Source organism: Lentibacillus populi, from assembly GCA_014642895.1.
Lineage (GTDB): Bacteria > Bacillota > Bacilli > Bacillales > Amphibacillaceae > Lentibacillus_C > Lentibacillus_C populi.
Genome location: BMJD01000004.1, coordinates 112,893 through 133,433, shown reverse-complemented (window position 1 = coordinate 133,433; position 20,541 = coordinate 112,893). Strand labels below are relative to the sequence as shown.

Genomic DNA, 20,541 nt, shown 5'->3' with positions numbered 1-20,541 from the left:
GGGGCAGCAATGGCATTCATTCAGTAAGTGTCGTTTCCAACTCCCTTGGCGTAAAAAAGGGTAAAAATATAAGAAACAATCCTTTGAAGGGGGGTGAAATGGAATGGAAAAGTTGACGCTTGATGTAAAAGGAATGACATGTGGCCATTGCAAATCATCTGTTGAAGGTGCACTAGGTGAGCTAAACGGCGTAACGAATGTTGAGATAAATTTAGCCACTGGTAAGGTAGACGGTACGTATGACGATACAAAGGTTACCGTTCAAGACATGCGTGAAGCAGTAGAAGATCAAGGTTACGATGTTGTAGCATAACTTAAATAATGGCTGATTCCTTTCCGGAGATCAGCCTGTTCAAGTTGTCAATAGTCGAACAGAAAACAGCAATCATGTAAAAGCATAAATGATCAAATTGCAGTTTACTGGATTTTTATAATTTGCATTTACTGATTAAAATTGTTTGTTATATACGGTACAGGGGTAAATTATTTAAAAGTCCAGAAGATGATTAGTACACTTTGAATGAAATATCAGTTAAAAAAGAAAAGCTATAATAATTATCAAGGAGAGATAAGCTTGGCAAACCATGATAATAAAACACGCAAACATAGTGAGCACGAACATCACGCTCACGAAGAATATGGACCGTACAGCCATAACGGCCATGAGCAACACAATTATCATGAGAATAGCAATCATGAGGGGCATGGTCATCACGGCCATCATGGTCATGGAGATATGGTGAACGATTTCAAGAAACGATTTTATGTTTCCCTGATTGTTACGATTCCAATTCTAATTTTGTCGCCAATGATCCAAAGTTTTATTGGTGTGGATTGGCAATTTCCGTATACCCAATATATTTTGTTTGGGCTTGCTACATTTATCTTTTTCTATGGTGGCTGGCCATTTATTAGTGGCGGGATTAGTGAATTAAAAGACAAAAACCCTGGAATGATGACGCTTATAGGTCTTGCCATCTTGGTTGCATATGTCTATAGTTCGCTCACTGTATTTGGCCTGGCGGGAAAAGACTTTTTCTGGGAACTAGCTACACTAATCGATATTATGTTATTAGGGCACTGGATTGAAATGCGTTCGGTAATAGGCGCATCCAACGCACTGGAAGAACTCGTCAAACTTATGCCTAATGAAGCCCATAAACTGGATGAAAATGATGAGGTACGAGATGTGCCGGTATCTGATTTAAAAAATAAGGATAGGGTTCTTGTAAAACCTGGTGAGAAAATTCCTGTTGATGGAACGATTACTGATGGCAAATCGGCTATTGATGAATCAATGCTGACCGGAGAATCTGTGCCCGTTGAAAAAAATAAGGGTGATGAAGTAATCGGCGGTTCGGTAAATAAGGAAGGATCGCTAACAATACAGGTTGAAAAAACGGGCGAAGATTCATATCTATCCCAGGTTATAACACTGGTAAAAGAAGCACAAGAATCAAAGTCCAGAACACAAGATATTACAAACCGAGCAGCAAAATGGTTATTTTATGTTGCCCTGGCAGCAGGTTTTATCACGTTGTTCATCTGGCTAATCCTGGGGTATTCTTTTGATGTTGCCCTTGAGCGAATGGTTACCGTGATGGTTATTACTTGTCCCCACGCACTTGGTTTAGCAGCGCCACTTGTCATAGCAGTTTCAACATCGATTTCTGCCAAACATGGACTGCTCATCCGCAATCGTGCCAGTTTTGAAGGGGCAAGAAACCTGAATGCAGTTGTTTTTGATAAAACAGGAACACTGACGAAAGGTGAATTCGAAGTTACAAATATTGTACCAAATGAAGGCTATAAAGAAGAAGAAGTCCTGAACTGGGCAGCCAGTTTGGAACAAAACTCTGAGCATCCAATCGCAACTGGTATCGTAAAATCAGCAAAAGACAAAAAGATAAAGTTTAAAAAGATAACCGATTTTGAATCAATTATTGGTAAGGGAATTCAGGGAATAATCGATGGAAAAAAAGTGAATGTTGTTAGCCCTGGTTATGTTACTAGTCAAAATATGGGGTATGATGAACAGCTATTTAATGAAATGTCGGAAGAAGGAAAGACAGTTGTATTTGTTTTACTGGATGATAAATTGGCTGGTATGATTGCGCTAGCTGATATCGTTCGGGAAACAGCGAAAGAGGCAATTGCTGCTCTTAAGGAAAATGGCATCCATTCAATCATGCTAACTGGGGATAATAAGAAGGTTGCTAATTGGGTTGCCAAACAATTGGATATTGATGAAGTATACGCAGAAGTTTTACCTGATAAAAAGGCAGATCAGGTGAGGAAGATTAAAGAAAAAGGATGGAAGGTAGCAATGACTGGGGATGGTGTCAATGATGCACCCGCATTGGCAACTGCTGATTTAGGTATCGCAATCGGAGCAGGTACTGATGTAGCTATGGAAACAGCGGATATCGTCCTGGTCAAAAGTAACCCGAAGGATGTTGTTTCGTTGATCGATCTATCGAGAAAAACGTACCGGAAAATGATCCAGAATCTGTGGTGGGCGACCGGGTATAATATTTTGGCAATACCACTTGCAGCAGGTGTTTTAGCGCCGGTTGGCATCGTGTTAAGTCCGGCAGTTGGGGCTGTATTAATGAGCCTGAGTACGGTAATTGTTGCGATTAATGCGAAGTTGTTGAAGGCATAATTCAGGAAAACTTAGTACCCCCAGACAATGATTTTCCTGGGGGTATATGTTAGTTAATAGTTAAATAGCAGATTTTTTTGTATAATACTATCAGCATTAGTGGTTAGTATTCCAAGATATACTTTTTTTCATATAATTCATTTGCAAAGAAGGGGGGAGTCTATTTTTATTACTTAAAAGCGAAAACCGTACATCACAGAAACAGGGTATTCTCAAGATTCAGAATGTATCCTGTTATTTCTAATAAATCATCATGTTTTTTGTTAAGCAAACATTTTCTGAAAATGCTGGTACGTATTTATTAGCTTCTGTGTTGGAACGCGAGGGGTAAAATCCCATCCCATTCGTTTCATAAATTCTGCGTACATTTCCATTACCTGAAATTGCTGTAAGGCCATGTCAGCATGGACATGCCTAACATTTTGATCTTGCATCATTAAAGCAGAGGAGTAATTCTCATCAGCCATTGACTTAGCTGTCGTGTGCGATTCCAATGTGATCCACTTATTATCGGTTTCTGCACGATAACGATACCCCATATGGTGAGGAAGATGGGAACTTCCTGGATAAATTGCGTTTAATGGTGGGAGTTCAACATAACCGTGATGATATGGATTTATTAACGTTAACATTATGTTTACATGTACGCGCATCATATTCACTTGTAGCCGAATCATGTCTTCTAGTTCGATAATAGTTACTTTTTCCTGATACAACTCCAATTTATTTATGACACCCTTATGTGCCGTCAAATGTTCGACCATAATTCCAAGGTCTGCTGCAGGTAAACTAGTCATTTGGTCACCTTCTTTATTCGAAAAAATGGGTTGATTCATTATACTGTATGAAAGGGTGTTTGGATTGTTGAATCAGGCTAATATATGGAAGGAGGGGCCAATGTTTCGTGTTTGCATAGCCATTTTCCATTAGGACTATTTGTAGTAAAAAAGAAAGAAAAGGACGTAACAGTAGCAGTCACGTCTTTTGAAAGGGTTTCTTCTTGATGTTTTTAAATTCAAAAATGTTAACTAAACTAGCACAGGAAGCGAAGCATCTAATCTAAATTCTCCAGACGTTCCTCCAACAGTTGCATGCGGTCATTGAACAGTGTTGGGTATGACAAATAACCAAGCATGATGCTTGTGACAACCGCCGTCGTCAGAAGCAGAAACAAGATGAGCAATTGGAACATGACAGCCTGAACTGGGTCCGCACCTGCGATAATTTGCCCGCTCATCATTCCGGGGAGCTGGACAAGTCCGATCGTTTTTTGGCTTTCGATGGTCGGAATGGTACTTGCCTGAATGGAGGTAATCAACTGCCTGTGAATGGCTTGCTTCGGAGTACCGCCAAGCGACAGGATAAGTTCGGTTTCTTCCCGGTGTGATGCCATTTCAGCTGTAAAACGGTTGAGGAACAAAATTCCGAGCACCATGGAGTTGCCAATGACCATTCCACTGATTGGGATGATATATTGTGCAGTGGGAGGGGTAATGGTTAACCCAAGCAGAATACTTTGCGTCAAAACTTCTACAAATATAAAGGTCAGCACCAATTTCCATGTGATCCCTTTTATGGATGCCCCTTTTTTTCGGGCATTCTGCGCGGCTGCCCCAACCATGAGTGTAATCATCAATAAAATATAAATCATGTTTTCCGAATCGAATACAAATTGCAGGATATATCCAACGGCTAGCAATTGAATGATAGAACGTACTGTTGCAATGAGCGTATCTTTTTCCAGACCTAAGTTAAGCGTTTTGGATAAAACAAGTGGAATGATAACGAAAATTAGGGTAATGGATAATGTTAGAAAACTCATTCCACTTCCCCCTTTACAAAACGTTTCACTTTGTCATTTTCTGGATTTCTTAGCAAATCGCTAGTTCCGGTTTCGATGAGTTCTCCGTTCATCATCACCCAGGTATATTTACCAATAGTCAAAGCTTGTTCCAAGTTGTGTGTAATCCAAATGATGGTCGTTCCGTATTCCTGGTTGATTTGCCCAATCAGCTTCTCAATATCCTGCTGAGAGACGCGGTCCAGGGAAGAGGTGATTTCATCCAGCAGCAAAATTTTTGGCCGATTCACAAGGGTGCGGGCAATTGATAGTTTTTGGCGCTGGCCACCTGATAAATCTTTGCTGTTCCGTTTCAGAAAATCTTTATCCAGGCCCACTACATGCATTAATTCTTCCGCATCTTTTTGTGGTAACGCTTTTCCTTGCAGTGTTAATGGGAGTTCCAGATTTTTTCTTACACTGCCGTTTATCATCGTTGCATTTTGCAGTGCAATTCCAACATTCTGTCGCAGTTCCGCTGGGTCGTAGCTGTTGATCGTTTTTCCGTGAATGTAAATCTCTCCTGAACTTGGTGATTTCAATCCGTTACATAACCGGAACAACGTTGTCTTTCCTGCACCGGAAGGACCTACTAATGTTGTGATTTCACCTTTGGGGAACGATCCGGTAATATTTTTGAGTATATGTAAACTGTCTACCGTATAATGGACCTGTTCAAAACGGATTGCTTCTAGGTTCGTTGTCATTTAGAACACTTCCTTTTCGGTCGAAACAGTGCAAAAGGGGAGTATGATAGCTTATTAATAGCTTCATTTTACTTTTCGCATTTTGCAGTTTCTTTATCCATGGGTAGGAAATAAATATATATTTCCACCATTCATTATAACTATTATAAATTAATATAACATATTATCGTTTTTATACAATTTAATTGATAATAAAAAGATATAAATGATAATGATAATCGATATTATTTAAATAATGCTTGTTTAACTTTTGTAATTATTGTATAATTTGTATAACTCCATAACCTCCTATGAAAATACCTTCATTGAATTCTTCTTAAACGATTTATTTAAGCTTGAATTTCCACTTTTCTGCGTTGCTTTTTTACCATTATTGAACTATTTTTTAATAAGGAGCGTGTTTCAATGGCATCTACTTATTCTGCAATTGCGTGCCCTCATTGCGGCTGCTGTGCTACAGAGGATTATTATTACAAAACATGGGAAAAATTCATTTGGTGTTATCGTTGCGGCTACAGTTATGAAAAAACAATTGATTACTGGAAAAACGCTAATGAGCCTGTTTATTCGGAAAGGGAATACAAAGGTCACGGGATGTGCCTTGTACACAAACGTGATAAGAAAGGATTCCGTAAAATATTACATCGTACGTTAACAAGTGAGGAAACATCTGAATGTCTGAAGGCTTTCCTCGATGAAGACGTGGATTTAAAGGAAAGTTATTTTGTTACTTTCGAGAATGGGATATTTACGACACTCGCTGGTACTCCCCCGAAAGATTTTTATTTACCCTACGACGAATACAAAGAGAAAAAGGAAGCGAATAATCAGCAACTCGAGATTATTTTGCCTGGTATAAAATCTTTCTAGCTGAGTGAAGCTTTCGATATAAGTTAATCTCAAGAAAACAGTTAATGCATAGTGTGGTCAGGTTATGGAGTTTACTAAGGCACCAACGTCAAAGACCCTTTTAGACCTGCTCCTTAATAATCAATTTCTTCAAAATCCTGCGGTTGTGGTGTTGGCTGCATTTGTTTTAACTCATTTTTACTTGTTATTTCGTTATTAATCTCCTGATAAGGTTTTACTTTGCCCAGCTGTTCTTTTGAATGTTTTTTGTTTCCTTTATTTTTATCCATTTAAACACATCCTTTTGTCATTTATGATCGTTATCTTCCCCATATTATTAAAAATTATGATGGGGTATTGTTCCTGAAATAATGACTAAACATATTGAACTTCTGCAAGTATTTTGCTTGTGGCAATAATATAGATAGATGAGGAAGATTCCTTTAGAAGGGCACATATCCGAAATAAGGGTATGTGCCCATTTTGCATTCGTTATGGAAGTATTAAACGCAATGACTATCGATTCGTTTTCTCCCTTACAATTATGTAAGGATGATGAAAGAATTATCTATGGTTTTCAATAAATGGATTAATTATATTGAAATTAGTTAGCCTGTAAATTATAGGAAAGGAAAGATTCACATGAAAAGAAAAGGTAAGCGTAAATTTTTACTCATTCCACTACTGATCATCGCAATTCTTGCAACCGCTATATTTACATTTACTGTACTTGTGCAAAATGAGATAGCAGACAAGTTAAATCCATTTCTACCAAAAACGGATGTGTACGTACAAATTAACGAGACTGGCAAAAAAAGAAAAATAGGCGATTATGAATATACGTTAACTGGCTACGATGAATCAGGAAAACAAAGGGAAGTAACGTTCACTGCCCAGAAAAAACTTCAAGAAGATGCCTACTTGCGAATAGTTACTAAAAGAATTTACGTAGAAACGTGGGAAGAAGTTCAATATGAAGAGATGCCCTTAGCCGTACAAGGAAAATTTAAGTGATAGTTGGATTGTACTACGAGGGAGCAGACTATTCCCCAAAATGCTTGAGTTGATGGTATTTATCATTTCTTTTAAGCATTCAAGCAAAAAAACAAACTTGATCATATCGATAAGAAGAAAGATGGGTGTAGGCTTAACTGGACTAACGGCTCCTTTATTATAGAATCGTTAGTCATTCAGTTGTCCAAACGTCAGGTAAACCATCTAAACAATAAAAAAAGACAAACGTTTTTAACTTGATCAGATAGATTTCAGCAAAGAATTTAACCTTTTACACGGCTATTAACAAGTAATATGATAAAAAAGCAAAAAATGCTAATATAAAGATAACAAATCTGTGCAAAAGAGTTCGTAATGGGACTTTATCAAAATAGAGAAGTTTCGGTAGAGGGGTACTTTCAAATTCGTGAAAGCAATGATGCATTATTGGAATATATTGATAGATTTATCCTGGAGATTTGGTTTTGCCGCCTTTTCCACGGAAGCATAGAATGTTTGCATATCAACCAAAAGAATGGCTCGTTTCATCCATAAAACCCCTTCATGAAAACTAACGTTCGTCTATTCATTATATACGAATGCACGTTCTTTATAAAATGGAAATTATTAGAGCAAACGGTTTTTTAATAGAAAGGTGCCCTGGGGAATTCTATGTAAGAAAAAAAGCAAATAGAACCAATTAATGTTAACTTATTTCATTTGTAAAGCATGTCACCCTTTTTTAAACAGGCTGTAAACGCAGACAGGAGGATATCATGGTAGGATGAGCTTGTCAGTAATTTAAAAGGGGGACAACACAATGAAAAAGTTGGTATCTTTATGTATCGTTCTAATTACTTTAGGAATTTCTGCAATGTCAGTCTCTGCAGCCGAGTATGAAGTACATAAGGGAGACACGCTTTGGGATATAGCAAGCAGCCACGATACAACCGTGGACGAATTGATGGATATAAATGGATTAAAGTCTTCTTTGATTTTTCCAAAACAAGTGTTGAAACTTAATAAAGCGTATTACACTGTACAAAAGGGAGATACACTGAGTGAGATCAGTCAAGCATATGGAGATAAAGTAACTGTTTCGGACCTGAAAAGCTGGAATGATCTTCCTTCTGATTTAATTATTGTTGGACAACAGCTGATCGTAAATGGGTCAGAAACTCAGCCTGAATCAAAACGAGTGGAAAAAACAGCTAATACAGATGCTCGCACCCAAAAATCTGAGTCAGTTGCCGAAAGCAAGGAAGTGAGTAAACCGGATGTAGAAGAGAAGACCGAGGAGCCGCAAACAAAAGCAGAAGGCAGAACATTATCTGTCGAAGCGACTGCATACACAGCTTACTGTACAGGATGTTCAGGAATCTCTGCAACCGGTGTGAATTTACGGGAAAATCCTAATGCAAAAATAATCGCTGTTGATCCGGACGTTATCCCGCTAGGCTCCAAAGTTTATGTAGAAGGCTACGGGTATGCTGTAGCAGCTGATACCGGTGGTGAAATTATTGGGAATACAATAGATGTCCATCTCCCGACGAAGGAACAAGCATACAGCTGGGGCAGAAGAACAGTAGACGTTACCATCGTGGATTAGAAAATAGCTGGCTTTATGAATATGATTTTATAGCAGGATAGTAAGGACAACAGTGTCTGAGTTAAGCTGACATACTGAAGACAATCTAATCTGAAAAAATAAATAATGCTAATTTCTCCAATCCTGGTAATTGGTTAGTATGTTACAATGAAAATATAGAATGTTTAACAACGAGGCTGGATTAGTTGAAAAAATAAGATAGGATGTGGAAAGATGACAAAGCTTGGATTTGTGCGCCATGGAGTGACCGATTGGAACAAAGAGAGGAGAGCACAGGGAAGTTCCGATGTAGCTCTTAATGAGGAAGGGCTTTTACAAGCGGAAACACTTGCTGATCGTTTAGGTACGGAAGACTGGGATGTGATCTATTCCAGTGATCTAGCAAGGGCGAAACAAACCGCTGAAACGATTGGAAGTAAACTGAAGGATGTGTCTGTTTATTTCGATCCCAGACTACGTGAAGTTGGTGGTGGGCTGATTGAAGGGACAACAGAAAAGGAAAGAATAGCCAAGTGGGGAGATAATTGGCGGGAACTGGATTTAGAGAGGGAAAGCAACGACAGTATATTGGCCAGAGGTCGATCCATCATGGATGAGATCCTGAAAAAACAGAATGGGAAGAACATATTGATTGTCAGTCACGGATCTTTTATCAAACATCTTCTTAAAGAATTGCTGCCAGATGAGGATGTAGAAGAATCTCTTGGCAATTGTTCGTTGACGACACTGCAAAATAATAAGGATACCTGGAAGCTGGAGCTGCATAATTGTACGAGACATTTTAGTGAACATTCGTTGCATTAAGTTTATATTGGAAGTCGTAAATGCCTTTTCCAATATGGAAAGGCTCCCTGAACAGAGAGCCTATGTGCAGCCATATTACCAGTTCTTAATAAGGAGAGAGGAACTGGTTCCTCAACCCTAAAGTTGATAGAACTTATACATATTTGCAAGTTCACTTAAGGTAAGGGAGGAAGGATCCTTGTCTGAATCATTCAATACATTAGCATCTCGAAGTTTTCGAATGTAAAATTGTTTCAACTCATCTATACCCTTACGAAGCTGGTTTTGTTTCATCATACACCTCCATAAGCTCATAATGATCTTGAAATGACGCTTTACATGTTTTTTATAAATGGGAAATGTAGGCGAGAATGGGAACGAAAACAGACAGAAATAATGCAGATGTAGTCATAGCAATACTTCCCATCGCCCCTTCCTCTTCGCCCCATACAAGCGAACGATTTGCCCCAAGCATTTGTGCTGAAGTACCCATTGCCAATCCCATCGCAGATTTGCTTCTAACCCCAAATCTTTTTAATAATTTCGGTCCAATCGTTAAAGAAATAAGGGCAGAAATAATTACAAAAATTACTGTCGTTGAAGTAAGTCCGCCAAGGTCGCGGGATACAGTCAAAGCAATAGGGAGGGTTACTGATCTTGGAATCAGTGACGCTCTCGTCTGTTCCGGTAAATGAAAAATCTGGGACATTCCTAGCACAGCTATCAACCCTAATGCGGTACCACAAATAACTCCAGTACAAATTTTTTTGAAATTTTTCTTTAAGAATGACCATTGTTTGTAAAGTGGAACGGCTAAAGAAACGACAGCAAGCTGCAACAGTTGGTTAAAGATAAAGCTTCCTTCCCGGTAGCTTTCCCCTTGAATTGGTAAAACAAGCAGCAGAAGAATAAGCAGGATGGATGCAGTGTATAAAGGGTTAAGCCAGCTCTTTTTATACTTGCGATAGAGTTTTAGGGAAATAAGATAACAGACGAAAGTAATCGACATACAGAAAAAAATATTTACGATAAAATTTGTCATTTCATACCTCTCCTTTTTTCAAGCCACTCCACAGCCAATGCTGTCCCTAATAAACAGCAAATACTGCTTACAATTAAAATAATCAAGATATTCCACTGGAGGATTTCAAGAAAACCTGAAGATAAAAACAGACTGACAATTGGTGGAATAAACAGTAACGTCAGGTGTTTCAATTGAAAGGAAGAAACTTTTTCTATCCATTCCACATTCAAAATTCCGGTGATGAGAACTACAAAAAGCAGTAGCATTCCAACTACACTACCTGGCAGCGGAATAGGAAATACAGCGACGATACCGTTACCAAGGAGCAGAAACCCTATGATGATTATAAGTTGCAGAACCATATCCAGGTTCACTTTATCTACCTCCTTCTAAGTTAATTGGTTAATCCTAGCTTAAAGCACCTTAAAGTCATTGTCATTGAATCTGTCAGGAAACCTAACATGTTTTTTGATATGATGGAAGAAAACCTTACAAACCATCCGCTTAGCGACGTTGACCACGATTTTTTAACTCATTTATGTACACCTTGGAATAAAAAAAGGATATTTAGTCTTGCGAATGGAATGTGTTATGGAGGGGAACTTGAAAATAAGGGAGGAGATGCCCTGCAAGTTTAGATAAGGATGGTGTAGTTCATCTCCAGTTACTGGACGGTAACGAAAAATAGTTGTTTCGGTGATATCAAATCACGAAATGGATGGTCAATTCCCTATGAGTTATCAGATCAAAGGGATCGCTATTCGCTGACCATATAAACCAAACGATATAAGATGATCCAATATAGAAAAAAATTGACGGACAATTTGGCTAGCCCGGGGGCTGACAACTAAGAGCAGGGTTTTAAGATAAATAATAGAATAATTGGGTCTTCATGAAAAAATCAATAGTGAGGTGAAGCAATGTCTCTTTTTTTAAGTGGAAATCTTGCCCGGAGAATAGAACAATCAGAGATAGAGGCTCTGAAGTCCAGACTAACAGCTATAAAAGAAATGGATGGTAACCCAATGAACGTTGAAATAAAAGAATTTGGCAATGCCACAGCGTTTTCCGTAAAGAATATTCCTGGTCCTTCCTTTAATACGGTTAAAGGAATTAGTGGCAGCGAAGAGAAGTATTTGGACGCTATATTGGAATTTTACAAGGAAAGGGGAGTTCCGGCCAGATTTGAAATAACTCCGGCACATGCATCTTTGGAGTTATTTAAGGCTCTTCATGAGAAAGGATACTTTCAATCTGGGTTTCATACTGCACTCGCAGGTTCATTATCTCACGATGTTATTACGAACGAAGAAACAGATGCATCCATTTCTATCCGCAAAATCAGGGAACATGAATTTGAGACTTTCGGAGACATTTATACAAAAGGTTTTCATATGCCTTCTTTTTTAAAAGAACATGTCGCGCAAAACAATAAAGTATTATATAATCACGACAATTGGACTTTTTATTTGGCAAGTTATGAAGGAGAACCTGCTGGAATAGGAGTCTTATTTGAATATGATGGTATAGGGACACTCGCGGCTTCTGCTACTATTCCGGAATTACGAAATCGGGGTGTGCACAGTGCCCTGATCTTGAAACGATTACAACAAGCAAAGCAACATAATTGCAATTTGATTGTTGGGCAGGCAACGTATGGAAGTGTCAGTCAAAAAAATATGGAAAGAGCAGGAATGCGGATTGCTTATACGAAAAGCATTTGGGCGAAGCTTTAGGCCTTATAGTTCAAACCAGGTGCATTTCCTGAAATGGGGAATAGAATGAGAAGGGTTAAGGTAACAGCCTATAATGAAAAATGGCCGTTGATGTTTGCAAAAGAAGCTAATAAATTACGAGAGGTTTTTGGTCCTGAAATTGTTCAAATTCACCATATTGGCAGTAAATCCGTAGTAGGGCTGAAAGCAAAGCCGATTATTGATATCATGCCGGTAGTAAAAAATATCAACCGGGTTGCTGCATTTAACGCAGCAATGAAGGACATCGGATATGAGGCAAAGGGAGAGAATGGTATACCTGGGCGGCGTTATTTCCAAAAAGGAGGGGATAATCGCACACATCATGTTCATATTTACGAATTCGGCGATTCTGAAATAGAACGACACATCGCATTCCGGGACTACATGCGGACACACCCAAATGTGACCGAAAAATATGGAAGTTTAAAAGAGGAATTGGCCAAACGTTTTCCTCATAATATTACGGATTACATAAAAGGAAAGGAACAGCTTGTTTTGGAAATAGAAAGAAAGGCGATGGCATGGTATCAAGCTTTAAACGCTTCACAATAATGGGATAAAAAGGAAGTGATTATATGAAGCATGCACTAATTATTGGTGGAACCGGTATGTTAATGGATGTTTCAAAATGGCTTATTCAGCAATCCGCCTATACTTCGGTAATAGCACGAAACAGAGAAAAACTGAATCGTCTCCAATCTGCTGGTTCAACAGCTAATGTAGATCTCGTTTCCCAAGATTATAAAAACACGGAAGCATTAAGAGAGATTATACAAAACGCGATAGCCAATTATGGGGCTATTGATACGGTGGTGGCGTGGGTGCACGGAGATGCTCCGCAGGCAATTCCGGCAATCCTCGATGAAATCAGCAGCCGGCAAAAAGCAGTTTATAATTTTTTTCATATTAAAGGCAGCAGCTATCACTTAAAATCGATCCAATCGCAGGTTTCAACGCCAGAAAACTGTCAATACCGTGACATACAGCTTGGTTTTGTTGCAGAAGGGAATACATCCAGGTGGTTGAATCATAAGGAAATTGCTGAAGGGGTAATTACGGCGATAAAAAACAGTAAGAAAAGGATGGTAATTGGGCAACTGGAACCGTGGGAGAAGAGACCGTAATACAATCCAGGATATTTTCTTATTACTTTTTGGGAGGTGTTGAAGTTTAACAAAAAAACAAGAGCACGAATCGGGTTGATTTCCAGCCTTATCATCTGCATTTACGGTGTGTATGGATTAGTAACGAAAGACTCCATATCGAATTTGTCGTTTATCCCTATTATTCTAGCAGCAGGCGGCTTTATCGGTTTTATAGGTGGCATCGTCGAAATAAGAAAAATGGAGAAATAACCTTAATAAGGGAGGGAGAAGTAATGGTTTCAGAAGATATTTCTGGCAAGGACGTTGAAAACGGCATTACTGTGAAGGAGTATGTGGAGATTAATGGTCACAGACAAGGGATGATGATTAAAGGGGATGATACGAACAGTCCAGTGTTGTTATTTTTGCACGGTGGCCCTGGATTTCCTGCATATCCGATGATTAAAAAAGCCGGGCTGAAATTGGAACGTTATTTTACGGTCTGCTACTGGGACCAACGAGGAACGGGTATGTCCTATAACAACGAAATAGCAAAAGCCCGTTGACGGTAGAGCAGCTTATTGAGGATACCAATGAAATAACGGAATATTTGTGTAAGAAATTTGGTAAAGAAAAATCTATTTGCTTGGTCATTCATAGGGTACCCTTTTAGGCAGTCTGGTAGCGACAAAGTTTCCTAAGACGTACGAGGCATATATAGGAACAGGGCAAATAGGTGCACAAAACAAATCGGAAAAGGAAGCATATGAATTTTTTCTTAAAACAGCCATCGAACAAAATGACAAAAGGGCTCAAAAAGAAATTCAGGCAGTTACCATTCTATTTTGAAAATAGGGGATATAACCGAATTCGGGGCAAGTATTTAAACAAATATGGTGGTGGCATGACGCATAAACAGTATTCAAACATACGTACAATGGCTCAGACATTAAGCTGCGGGTCTTATAAATTGCAGGAGCGAATCAATATTCTTTTAGGCAGTACATATTCATATCTTTCGTTAGCACGTGAGATGGCCACAAGTGATTTAGTTGAGTTGGCACCAAAATTTGAAATTCCAGTCTATATCATCCATGGGATACATGACTATCAAACGACACATACACAAGCAAAACGGTATTTTGAGGCTATCGAAGCACCAATGAAAAAAATGTATACCTTTTCGCACTCCGCCCATTCACCGTATATTGAGGAACAGGAGCGATTTTACGAGATTATTGAAAAGGATATTTTAAGATGTTAGATACTGAAGAGTACGACACTTGAATAAACACATGATAGTGCAAATAACTGTAAAAATGGAGTGAGGAAGATAGAAAAAAAGTAGAGAAGAAAAGTACATTGGTTGCATTCGATGGATTTGCAGGCAATTAGTCAGGAAGCAAAAAGGAATTACGGAAGAGCAGTTAAGGACTTTAAACAAGTTCGAAGGGAGACATGGCATAACGAAATAATGATTTTGAAACAACAATTCAAGTTTGTGTCAAAAATAGTCAGAAAGAAAAAGGTGGTTTATTTGGTTAAAAAAAATCAATTGACAATGAAAAATACACTAATGAGAATTTTTGTTGTGGTTACATTATCTATTATCATTTGGAACCTTATAAGCTACCTTAGTGATATAAGTTCAGGGGGAGAATATAGCCGCATAAATCACTTCTTTATTGCGGTTATTACTACCATATTAAGTGTTATTTTAATAGATTTTGCACGTAGAATTGACAAAATTTCTTGGAAACAACTCAACCTAAGCCCTATACGAACAAATATCCTTTCATTTTTAGTGGGCTTAATTCTCTGGGCTATTCCTGCACTAATTGGTTTGGTAATTTGTTTGATGGTTGGATGGGTTGAAATAACAGTGAAAACAGATTTTAATCACCTCGTGTTAAGTTTATTGATCTTATTCATTACTGTTTTTTTGATAGAAGCATTACCAGAAGAAATTATATTTAGAGGATATATTTATCGTTACTTAAATATATGGTTTCCCCATTGGATGACACTTATCTTACAAACACTTTTGTTTTCGTTATTTGGTTATTTTATAGGGGCTATATATTCCTTGGAACAGCTTTTGTTTATTCCTGGCTTTGCTTTTATCTTAGGTTATTTTAGGGCGGTCTCAGGCAATGTTTGGACAGCGATTGGATTCCACGTTGCTATTATGACAGCTACACAAATTTTAAGTCGGCTCCATGATCATTTTGATGTTAGTGGAATTTTTACCCTTCAATTTTTAGCTTTTATTTTGCTTCCAAGTGTATTAAGTGCCATTGCGCTAGATTTCATTTACCCAAAACACAATTGGCATAAAAAAGAACTTTATTTGTAAGAATTTTTAACCTTCTAACTTTTGCCAGATTCAACAAGAAGTTACACTATGAAAGGGGGATCAAATACTGTGTTTATTAGGCAACTAAATGACAAGGACGCTGAAAAATATCTAGAAATAAGGCTTCAAGCATTACAAACAAATCCAGAAGCATTCGCTTCAAGTTATCAAGAGGAGAAACAATATCCCCTGGAAGTATTTCAAAACAGGTTAAAAGATGATCATTCATACACCTTTGGGGCATTTGAAAATGAAAAACTTTTTGGGGTAGTTAGCTTAGTAAAAGAACAAAAAATAAAAATAAAACATAGGGCAACTATTTACGCTATGTATGTAGTACCCGAACGGCGTGGCAATGGAATAGGTAAAAAATTGTTAGCAGAGGCAATTAAACAGGCAGAGAAATTAAACGGGATTGAACAAGTCCATTTGTCTGTTGTTTCAAATAATGAATCTGCCAAAAACCTCTATCGCTTTTTGGGATTTGAAACGTATGGAATAGATAAAAGAGCATTGAAGATTGATGATAGATACTATGATGAGGAACTTATGGTACTTTATTTTTAAAGTTACGGTTAGTTGAACTGAAGAAATCAGCCTTCATTCAGGAGTGTGAAAAACCTATGAATGTATTAAAGAAACAGTATGACTGGATACGTTTGACCAGAGAGAACTTATTTCATTATTGTGAATCATTAGCAATAGAAGATTATATTTTCGAACTTGACAAATTTGGCTGGGGTTCCATCCGAAACCTTCATGTGCACGTGTGCCGAATGTTATCAGTCTTGGCTTGGGAATTTCGGACTTAAGAAAGGAATTTCTCTGGCAACTCCTGATCGAGTAAGTAACGTGCAGGAGATGCGCAAGGTTTTTAACGAGGTAGACAATCTTGTTGAAGAGTTTCTTAGGGAGTTTGAAGGCCGGTGGGAAATTGCGATTACTGGTCCTGTTCCGTGGCAAGAGGAAGCTGATGATTTAACACCTCTCTGGCTTTACACACACGTCATTACCCACGAGTTTCACCACAAAGGGCAAATTGTCTCCATGAGTCGGCAGTTAGGTTATACACCGGCCGATACGGATTTGATTGAGCCAGGAAAATAGTATAAAAGCTATTGATCCTTAAGTTGTCCAAAGCTTTATGATGAAAATGGACGACATTTTAAGAGTCGTACCATGGCACTTTGAAATCAAGACCGGTGAAATTCCAGGATCGCCATACCATGGCGATCCTGATTTATTACCGGTGATTCGTATACTGCATGGGTTTCGTAACTGCTTGTAATGCTTGATATTTTTCTTCTGGTAATGGAGCAGCCTGACTAATTGCGGTATTTTCACGAAGCTGTTCTACTGAGCTTGCCCCGAACACAGCACTGGCAACTGCTGGATGATGAAGCACGTATTGCAGTGCTGCAGTGTTGAAGGAGGCACTATCGCCGATCACATCTTTTATTTCATCATAAACTTTGACCAATTCCTCATACGTATAATCCAAATAGCCTTCGCGTGATTTCCGCTCGATTTGTTTTTCGCCATTGTCGCTTAGTATGCCTTTTGCCAAAGGCCCACGGGCAAGAACGCTGATAGTATTTTGCTGGAGCAGATCCAAAATTTCCTCTTCCGGTCGCCGATCGAGCATACTATATTGCATCATTACGGCATCAATGCTTGAACGTTTGACATATTCCCGAATTACATTAGGACGAATAGAAGAAATTCCGTACGCACGAATCAGCCCGTCTTTTTTCAACTCCTCAAAAGCCTCAATCGATTCATTAATCGGATCGTCAATGGTACCGCCGTGCAGCATGTAAAAATCAATATAATCTGTTTTTAACCGTTGTAAACTATCCTTCAAACCTTCTATAATATGTGCTTTGGACGGATCCCAGAACCAATCTTTTGTGTCACGATTAAAATGATTGCCAACCTTCGACGTGATAATGACCTGCTCACGTTTATCTTTTATCGCCTGACCAACGATTTCCTCATTCAAGCCAAAATCATACAGATCAGCAGTATCCAGGTGGTTGATCCCAGCATTCAGTGCTTGATCAATAATCGTCTGCGCTTGTTTTTTATCCGTTCCCAGTGACATACATCCGAGTGTTAACTGTGAAATAAATAAATCCGATTTTCCAAGTTGATTTTTCTGCATTTCATTGCCTCCGTTTCCAATATATATTCCTATTGTAAAAATAGCTTGCGGTAAACTCAAGCTTTTCAATTATGGTAAAATGGACAGTAGTATAAAAAATGAGGTTGATATCATGAAAAAATTTGAAGAAAAAACAATTCGGACCGAGAAGATATACGATGGTAAAGTTGTCAAATTGCAAGTAGATGAGGTGACATTGCCGGACGGGAAAACGGCGAAACGCGAGCTGATCAAACACCCGGGTGCAGTAGCCATTATTCCGATTACGAAGGATAAGAAAATCATTTTTGTTGAACAATATCGGAAACCACTTGAGAAATCTCTCATTGAAATCCCTGCTGGTAAACTGGAACAAGGGGAAAAGCCGGAAGTTACTGCAGTACGGGAACTGGAAGAGGAAACAGGCTATACAACAAATCAGCTTAAGTTTGTTACATCCTTCTATACGTCACCGGGATTTGCCGATGAACTAATGCATATGTACTTAACCGATCAGCTGCAGCCCTTAACAAAAAAGGTGGCTGGTGATGAGGATGAATTTGTTGAATTAATAGAATTAACATTAGAAGAAGCAAAACAATATGTAAAAGAACAGCGGATTCACGATGCGAAAACAAATTATGCGATTCTTTACCTAGAAATGTTGGAGATGATGTAAACCATGTTACAATCCTATTTCGCTGATATGCACATACATATTGGCAGAGATATGTATGATAAGCCAGTAAAAATAACTGGCGCTAAAACATTAACATTAACGAATATCTTAAAAGAAGCGAGCAGAAATAAAGGAATTCAAATGGTTGGCGTCATTGATAGTCATGCCCCGGCTGTGCAGCAGGAAATCAAGCAGCTAATCGAAAATGGTGCTGCCTTTGAACTGGATAACGGAGGAGTACGGTTTGAAAAGGTGACATTGCTATTGGGATCGGAAATAGAGGTCTATGATGAGAATTGTAAAGGCCCGATTCACGTGCTCTGTTTTTTTCCGACGCTCCAGAAAATGGAATTGTTTTCCGAATGGCTGACTACGAAAATGAAAAATATTACATTGAGTTCCCAGCGCTACTATGGAACCGCCAAAGAGCTGCAATATAAAGTGAAAGAACTAGAAGGAATTTTTATCCCTGCTCATGTATTTACTCCGTTTAAAAGCATGTATGGGAAGGGTGTGCACAAATCACTAAAAGAAGTATTTGATCCAGACCTTATCGATGGAATCGAACTTGGTTTAAGCTCAGATACCGATATGGCCGATCAGATCAGTGAATTACATGATTATACGTTTGTTTCTAATTCGGATGCCCACTCGTTAGCAAAAATAGCGAGAGAGTATCAGGAAATTCAGATGGAAGAGCCTTCGTTTACAGAATTTTATTGGGCACTTCATGAAGTGAATGGACGTAAAATAACGAAAAATTTCGGGATGAATCCACAATTGGGTAAATACCATACAACGGTGTGCAGCAATTGTATGACAAAAGTACCGTATAAAACGGAGCAATGTCCAAGCTGTGGTTCGAAAAAAATTATCAATGGTGTTTTTGACCGTATACAGGAATTAACGGACGCAGATAATGTTACGAGGGAACGGCCGCTTTATTTGTATCAGGTTCCGTTAGAGTATTTGCCGAAACTCGGTCCAAAAACATTCCAAAAGCTGTTAGATCGATTTCAAACGGAAATGAATGTGATTCACCATGCCACACTAGAAGAGTTACGAGAGATAGTCCCGGATAAACTAGCAAATGCTATTATCGAAATGCGAGAAGGGAGGCAGATGATCAATGCTGGCGGTGGCGGAAGATATGGCAGTATCGCCCAATCGGAATAAACGTAACAAGTTGCCACAATAAAACTATAAAAAATACGTATGGAAAAAGTAAATTTGGTATTTTTAACAGGAATTCTTCATAGATTTTAACTATACACATAATCTTTTAAAAGCGATTTAGACGATCTGTGTCAAAATGTTATTTAGCTTTGAATTTGAATGGAGGATTCCGATGTACCAAAAGAGAACTCTGGCAGTAAATCACGTAAAGGAACATGCGGCAATATACCTGTTTATGATTATTTTGTTTTTAACCGGCGTTATTTTTGGTGCGATTATCGTGAACAGCATGCATTTTGTTCAGAAACAGGATTTGTTTTTTTATTTAGAACGTTTTTTTGGACAAATTACGGATAAGGAACAGATTGAAAATGTGGAAATTTTAAAAGAAAGCTTTTTTTACCATACGAAATATTTATTGCTTTTGTTTGTATTAGGTTTATCCGTTATCGGACTGCCAATTGTTTGGATTTTATTATTTTTAAAAGGATTAGTCGTTGGCTTTTCGGTAGGTTTTATTGTAAATCAGCTTGGGATAAAGGGATTGGCACTTGCATCACTCGCGATTGCTCCGCAAAACTTTCTCATTATCCCGATCTACATTGCAGCCGGAAGTTTGTCGATGATTTTTTCTTTAACCTTGTTAAACAAACTTTTTACCAATAAATTGTCCAGACCGATTTTGCAGCCGTTTGGCAAATATGTTACCATCTTTTCCCTTTTATTGGGTCTCTCCATTGTTGCAGCGGGTATGGAAGCCTTTGTTAGTAACGAAGCGATGGAAGCTCTAATCAAGTCACTTTATAAATAATAATTATTATTATATAATATTAATTGTTGGAAGTAATTTAAAATAATTATACTTTGACACTGGT

General features: G+C 38.3%; 26 protein-coding genes. 19 read left to right on the top strand and 7 right to left on the bottom strand.

All coding sequences use genetic code 11. From position 1 onward, the window contains the following. Positions 1-103: 103 nt before the first annotated feature. On the top strand, positions 104-313 hold the full coding sequence (gene copZ / locus IEX12_RS04790; protein ID WP_088050546.1) for a copper chaperone CopZ: 210 nt from the start codon (positions 104-106) through the stop codon (positions 311-313). Between the two features lie 207 nt (positions 314-520). Further along, complete coding sequence (locus tag IEX12_RS04785) at positions 521-2,665, top strand: heavy metal translocating P-type ATPase (protein ID WP_188724743.1); 2,145 nt, start codon at positions 521-523, stop codon at positions 2,663-2,665. A 263-nt stretch (positions 2,666-2,928) separates the two neighbouring features. Here the strand turns inward: IEX12_RS04785 and IEX12_RS04780 are convergent, their stop codons facing one another. From IEX12_RS04780 to IEX12_RS04770, 3 genes are all read right to left on the bottom strand, one after another. Further along, complete coding sequence (locus IEX12_RS04780; RefSeq protein WP_188724742.1) at positions 2,929-3,462, bottom strand: hypothetical protein; 534 nt, start codon at positions 3,460-3,462, stop codon at positions 2,929-2,931. 257 nt (positions 3,463-3,719) lie between these two features. Beyond that, positions 3,720-4,487 (bottom strand): ABC transporter permease, encoded by a 768-nt coding sequence (locus tag IEX12_RS04775; RefSeq protein WP_088050544.1) that lies wholly within the window; start codon positions 4,485-4,487, stop codon positions 3,720-3,722. Then, complete coding sequence (locus IEX12_RS04770; RefSeq protein WP_088050543.1) at positions 4,484-5,212, bottom strand: ABC transporter ATP-binding protein; 729 nt, start codon at positions 5,210-5,212, stop codon at positions 4,484-4,486. Before IEX12_RS04770 ends, IEX12_RS04775 begins: the two co-directional genes overlap by 4 nt. Positions 5,213-5,617: 405 nt before the next feature. Here IEX12_RS04770 and IEX12_RS04765 point away from each other — a divergent pair, with 405 nt between their 5' ends. Next, complete coding sequence (locus IEX12_RS04765) at positions 5,618-6,082, top strand: hypothetical protein (protein WP_088050542.1); 465 nt, start codon at positions 5,618-5,620, stop codon at positions 6,080-6,082. A 113-nt stretch (positions 6,083-6,195) separates the two neighbouring features. Here IEX12_RS04765 and IEX12_RS04760 read toward each other — a convergent pair whose 3' ends face one another. Beyond that, positions 6,196-6,351, bottom strand: coding sequence for a hypothetical protein (locus tag IEX12_RS04760; protein WP_155554374.1), 156 nt, complete (start codon positions 6,349-6,351; stop codon positions 6,196-6,198). Between the two features lie 352 nt (positions 6,352-6,703). Here IEX12_RS04760 and IEX12_RS04755 point away from each other — a divergent pair, with 352 nt between their 5' ends. From IEX12_RS04755 to IEX12_RS04745, 3 genes are all read left to right on the top strand, one after another. Next, entirely contained in the window at positions 6,704-7,075 is a 372-nt protein-coding gene (locus tag IEX12_RS04755; protein ID WP_088050541.1) for a YxeA family protein, read from the top strand. 799 nt (positions 7,076-7,874) lie between these two features. Further along, a complete protein-coding gene (locus IEX12_RS04750; RefSeq protein WP_102415131.1) occupies positions 7,875-8,663 on the top strand; it encodes a LysM peptidoglycan-binding and 3D domain-containing protein in 789 nt (262 codons plus the stop codon). Positions 8,664-8,876: 213 nt separating this feature from the next. Next, entirely contained in the window at positions 8,877-9,467 is a 591-nt protein-coding gene (locus IEX12_RS04745) for a histidine phosphatase family protein (protein ID WP_088050539.1), read from the top strand. A 325-nt stretch (positions 9,468-9,792) separates the two neighbouring features. On the opposite strand, the gene IEX12_RS04740 is transcribed toward IEX12_RS04745, so the two are convergent. Together IEX12_RS04740 and IEX12_RS04735 are read right to left on the bottom strand one after the other, a co-directional pair. After that, complete coding sequence (locus IEX12_RS04740) at positions 9,793-10,488, bottom strand: LrgB family protein (protein WP_088050538.1); 696 nt, start codon at positions 10,486-10,488, stop codon at positions 9,793-9,795. Further along, the gene (locus tag IEX12_RS04735) at positions 10,485-10,844 is read right to left on the bottom strand and encodes a CidA/LrgA family protein (RefSeq protein ID WP_230856028.1); all 360 of its coding nucleotides are present in this window, start codon (positions 10,842-10,844) and stop codon (positions 10,485-10,487) included. The genes IEX12_RS04740 and IEX12_RS04735 overlap by 4 nt, the downstream gene beginning before the upstream one ends. Before the next feature lie 87 nt (positions 10,845-10,931). On the opposite strand from IEX12_RS04735, the gene IEX12_RS04730 reads away from it, so the two are divergent. The 10 genes from IEX12_RS04730 (at position 10,932) to IEX12_RS04690 (ending at position 16,775) form a co-directional block, all read left to right on the top strand. Then, positions 10,932-11,108, top strand: a complete 177-nt coding sequence (locus tag IEX12_RS04730; protein ID WP_155554373.1) for a hypothetical protein — start codon at positions 10,932-10,934, stop codon at positions 11,106-11,108. A 282-nt stretch (positions 11,109-11,390) separates the two neighbouring features. Beyond that, entirely contained in the window at positions 11,391-12,206 is an 816-nt protein-coding gene (locus IEX12_RS04725) for a GNAT family N-acetyltransferase (RefSeq protein ID WP_088050537.1), read from the top strand. Positions 12,207-12,251: 45 nt separating this feature from the next. Further along, a complete protein-coding gene (locus IEX12_RS04720) occupies positions 12,252-12,779 on the top strand; it encodes a GrpB family protein (protein WP_088050536.1) in 528 nt (175 codons plus the stop codon). A gap of 23 nt (positions 12,780-12,802) precedes the next feature. Continuing rightward, complete coding sequence (locus IEX12_RS04715) at positions 12,803-13,351, top strand: Rossmann-fold NAD(P)-binding domain-containing protein (RefSeq protein ID WP_088050535.1); 549 nt, start codon at positions 12,803-12,805, stop codon at positions 13,349-13,351. Between the two features lie 39 nt (positions 13,352-13,390). Further along, positions 13,391-13,582, top strand: a complete 192-nt coding sequence (locus tag IEX12_RS04710; RefSeq protein ID WP_088050534.1) for a hypothetical protein — start codon at positions 13,391-13,393, stop codon at positions 13,580-13,582. A gap of 23 nt (positions 13,583-13,605) precedes the next feature. Beyond that, positions 13,606-13,878, top strand: a complete 273-nt coding sequence (locus IEX12_RS23305; RefSeq protein ID WP_230856027.1) for an alpha/beta fold hydrolase — start codon at positions 13,606-13,608, stop codon at positions 13,876-13,878. A 200-nt stretch (positions 13,879-14,078) separates the two neighbouring features. Continuing rightward, the gene (locus tag IEX12_RS23300) at positions 14,079-14,576 is read left to right on the top strand and encodes an alpha/beta fold hydrolase (protein ID WP_230856026.1); all 498 of its coding nucleotides are present in this window, start codon (positions 14,079-14,081) and stop codon (positions 14,574-14,576) included. A 111-nt stretch (positions 14,577-14,687) separates the two neighbouring features. Next, positions 14,688-15,668 carry a CPBP family intramembrane glutamic endopeptidase gene (locus IEX12_RS04700; RefSeq protein ID WP_102415132.1) on the top strand — a complete coding sequence of 327 codons (981 nt, stop codon included), beginning with the start codon at positions 14,688-14,690 and terminating at the stop codon, positions 15,666-15,668. A 69-nt stretch (positions 15,669-15,737) separates the two neighbouring features. Beyond that, positions 15,738-16,235, top strand: coding sequence for a GNAT family N-acetyltransferase (locus IEX12_RS04695; RefSeq protein ID WP_188724741.1), 498 nt, complete (start codon positions 15,738-15,740; stop codon positions 16,233-16,235). Positions 16,236-16,427: 192 nt separating this feature from the next. Then, positions 16,428-16,775, top strand: a complete 348-nt coding sequence (locus tag IEX12_RS04690; protein WP_308777368.1) for a DinB family protein — start codon at positions 16,428-16,430, stop codon at positions 16,773-16,775. 136 nt (positions 16,776-16,911) lie between these two features. On the opposite strand, the gene IEX12_RS04685 is transcribed toward IEX12_RS04690, so the two are convergent. Continuing rightward, on the bottom strand, positions 16,912-17,832 hold the full coding sequence (locus IEX12_RS04685; protein WP_188724740.1) for an aldo/keto reductase: 921 nt from the start codon (positions 17,830-17,832) through the stop codon (positions 16,912-16,914). Positions 17,833-17,944: 112 nt separating this feature from the next. Between IEX12_RS04685 and IEX12_RS04680 the strand changes: the two genes are divergently transcribed. The 3 genes from IEX12_RS04680 to spoIIM all read left to right on the top strand — a co-directional run bounded on the left by IEX12_RS04680 (position 17,945) and on the right by spoIIM (position 20,477). Then, positions 17,945-18,490 (top strand): NUDIX hydrolase, encoded by a 546-nt coding sequence (locus tag IEX12_RS04680; protein ID WP_188724739.1) that lies wholly within the window; start codon positions 17,945-17,947, stop codon positions 18,488-18,490. Positions 18,491-18,493: 3 nt separating this feature from the next. Then, positions 18,494-19,666 (top strand): endonuclease Q family protein, encoded by a 1,173-nt coding sequence (locus tag IEX12_RS04675; RefSeq protein ID WP_088050529.1) that lies wholly within the window; start codon positions 18,494-18,496, stop codon positions 19,664-19,666. A gap of 172 nt (positions 19,667-19,838) precedes the next feature. Further along, on the top strand, positions 19,839-20,477 hold the full coding sequence (gene spoIIM / locus IEX12_RS04670) for a stage II sporulation protein M (RefSeq protein WP_088050528.1): 639 nt from the start codon (positions 19,839-19,841) through the stop codon (positions 20,475-20,477). Positions 20,478-20,541: the final 64 nt, after the last annotated feature.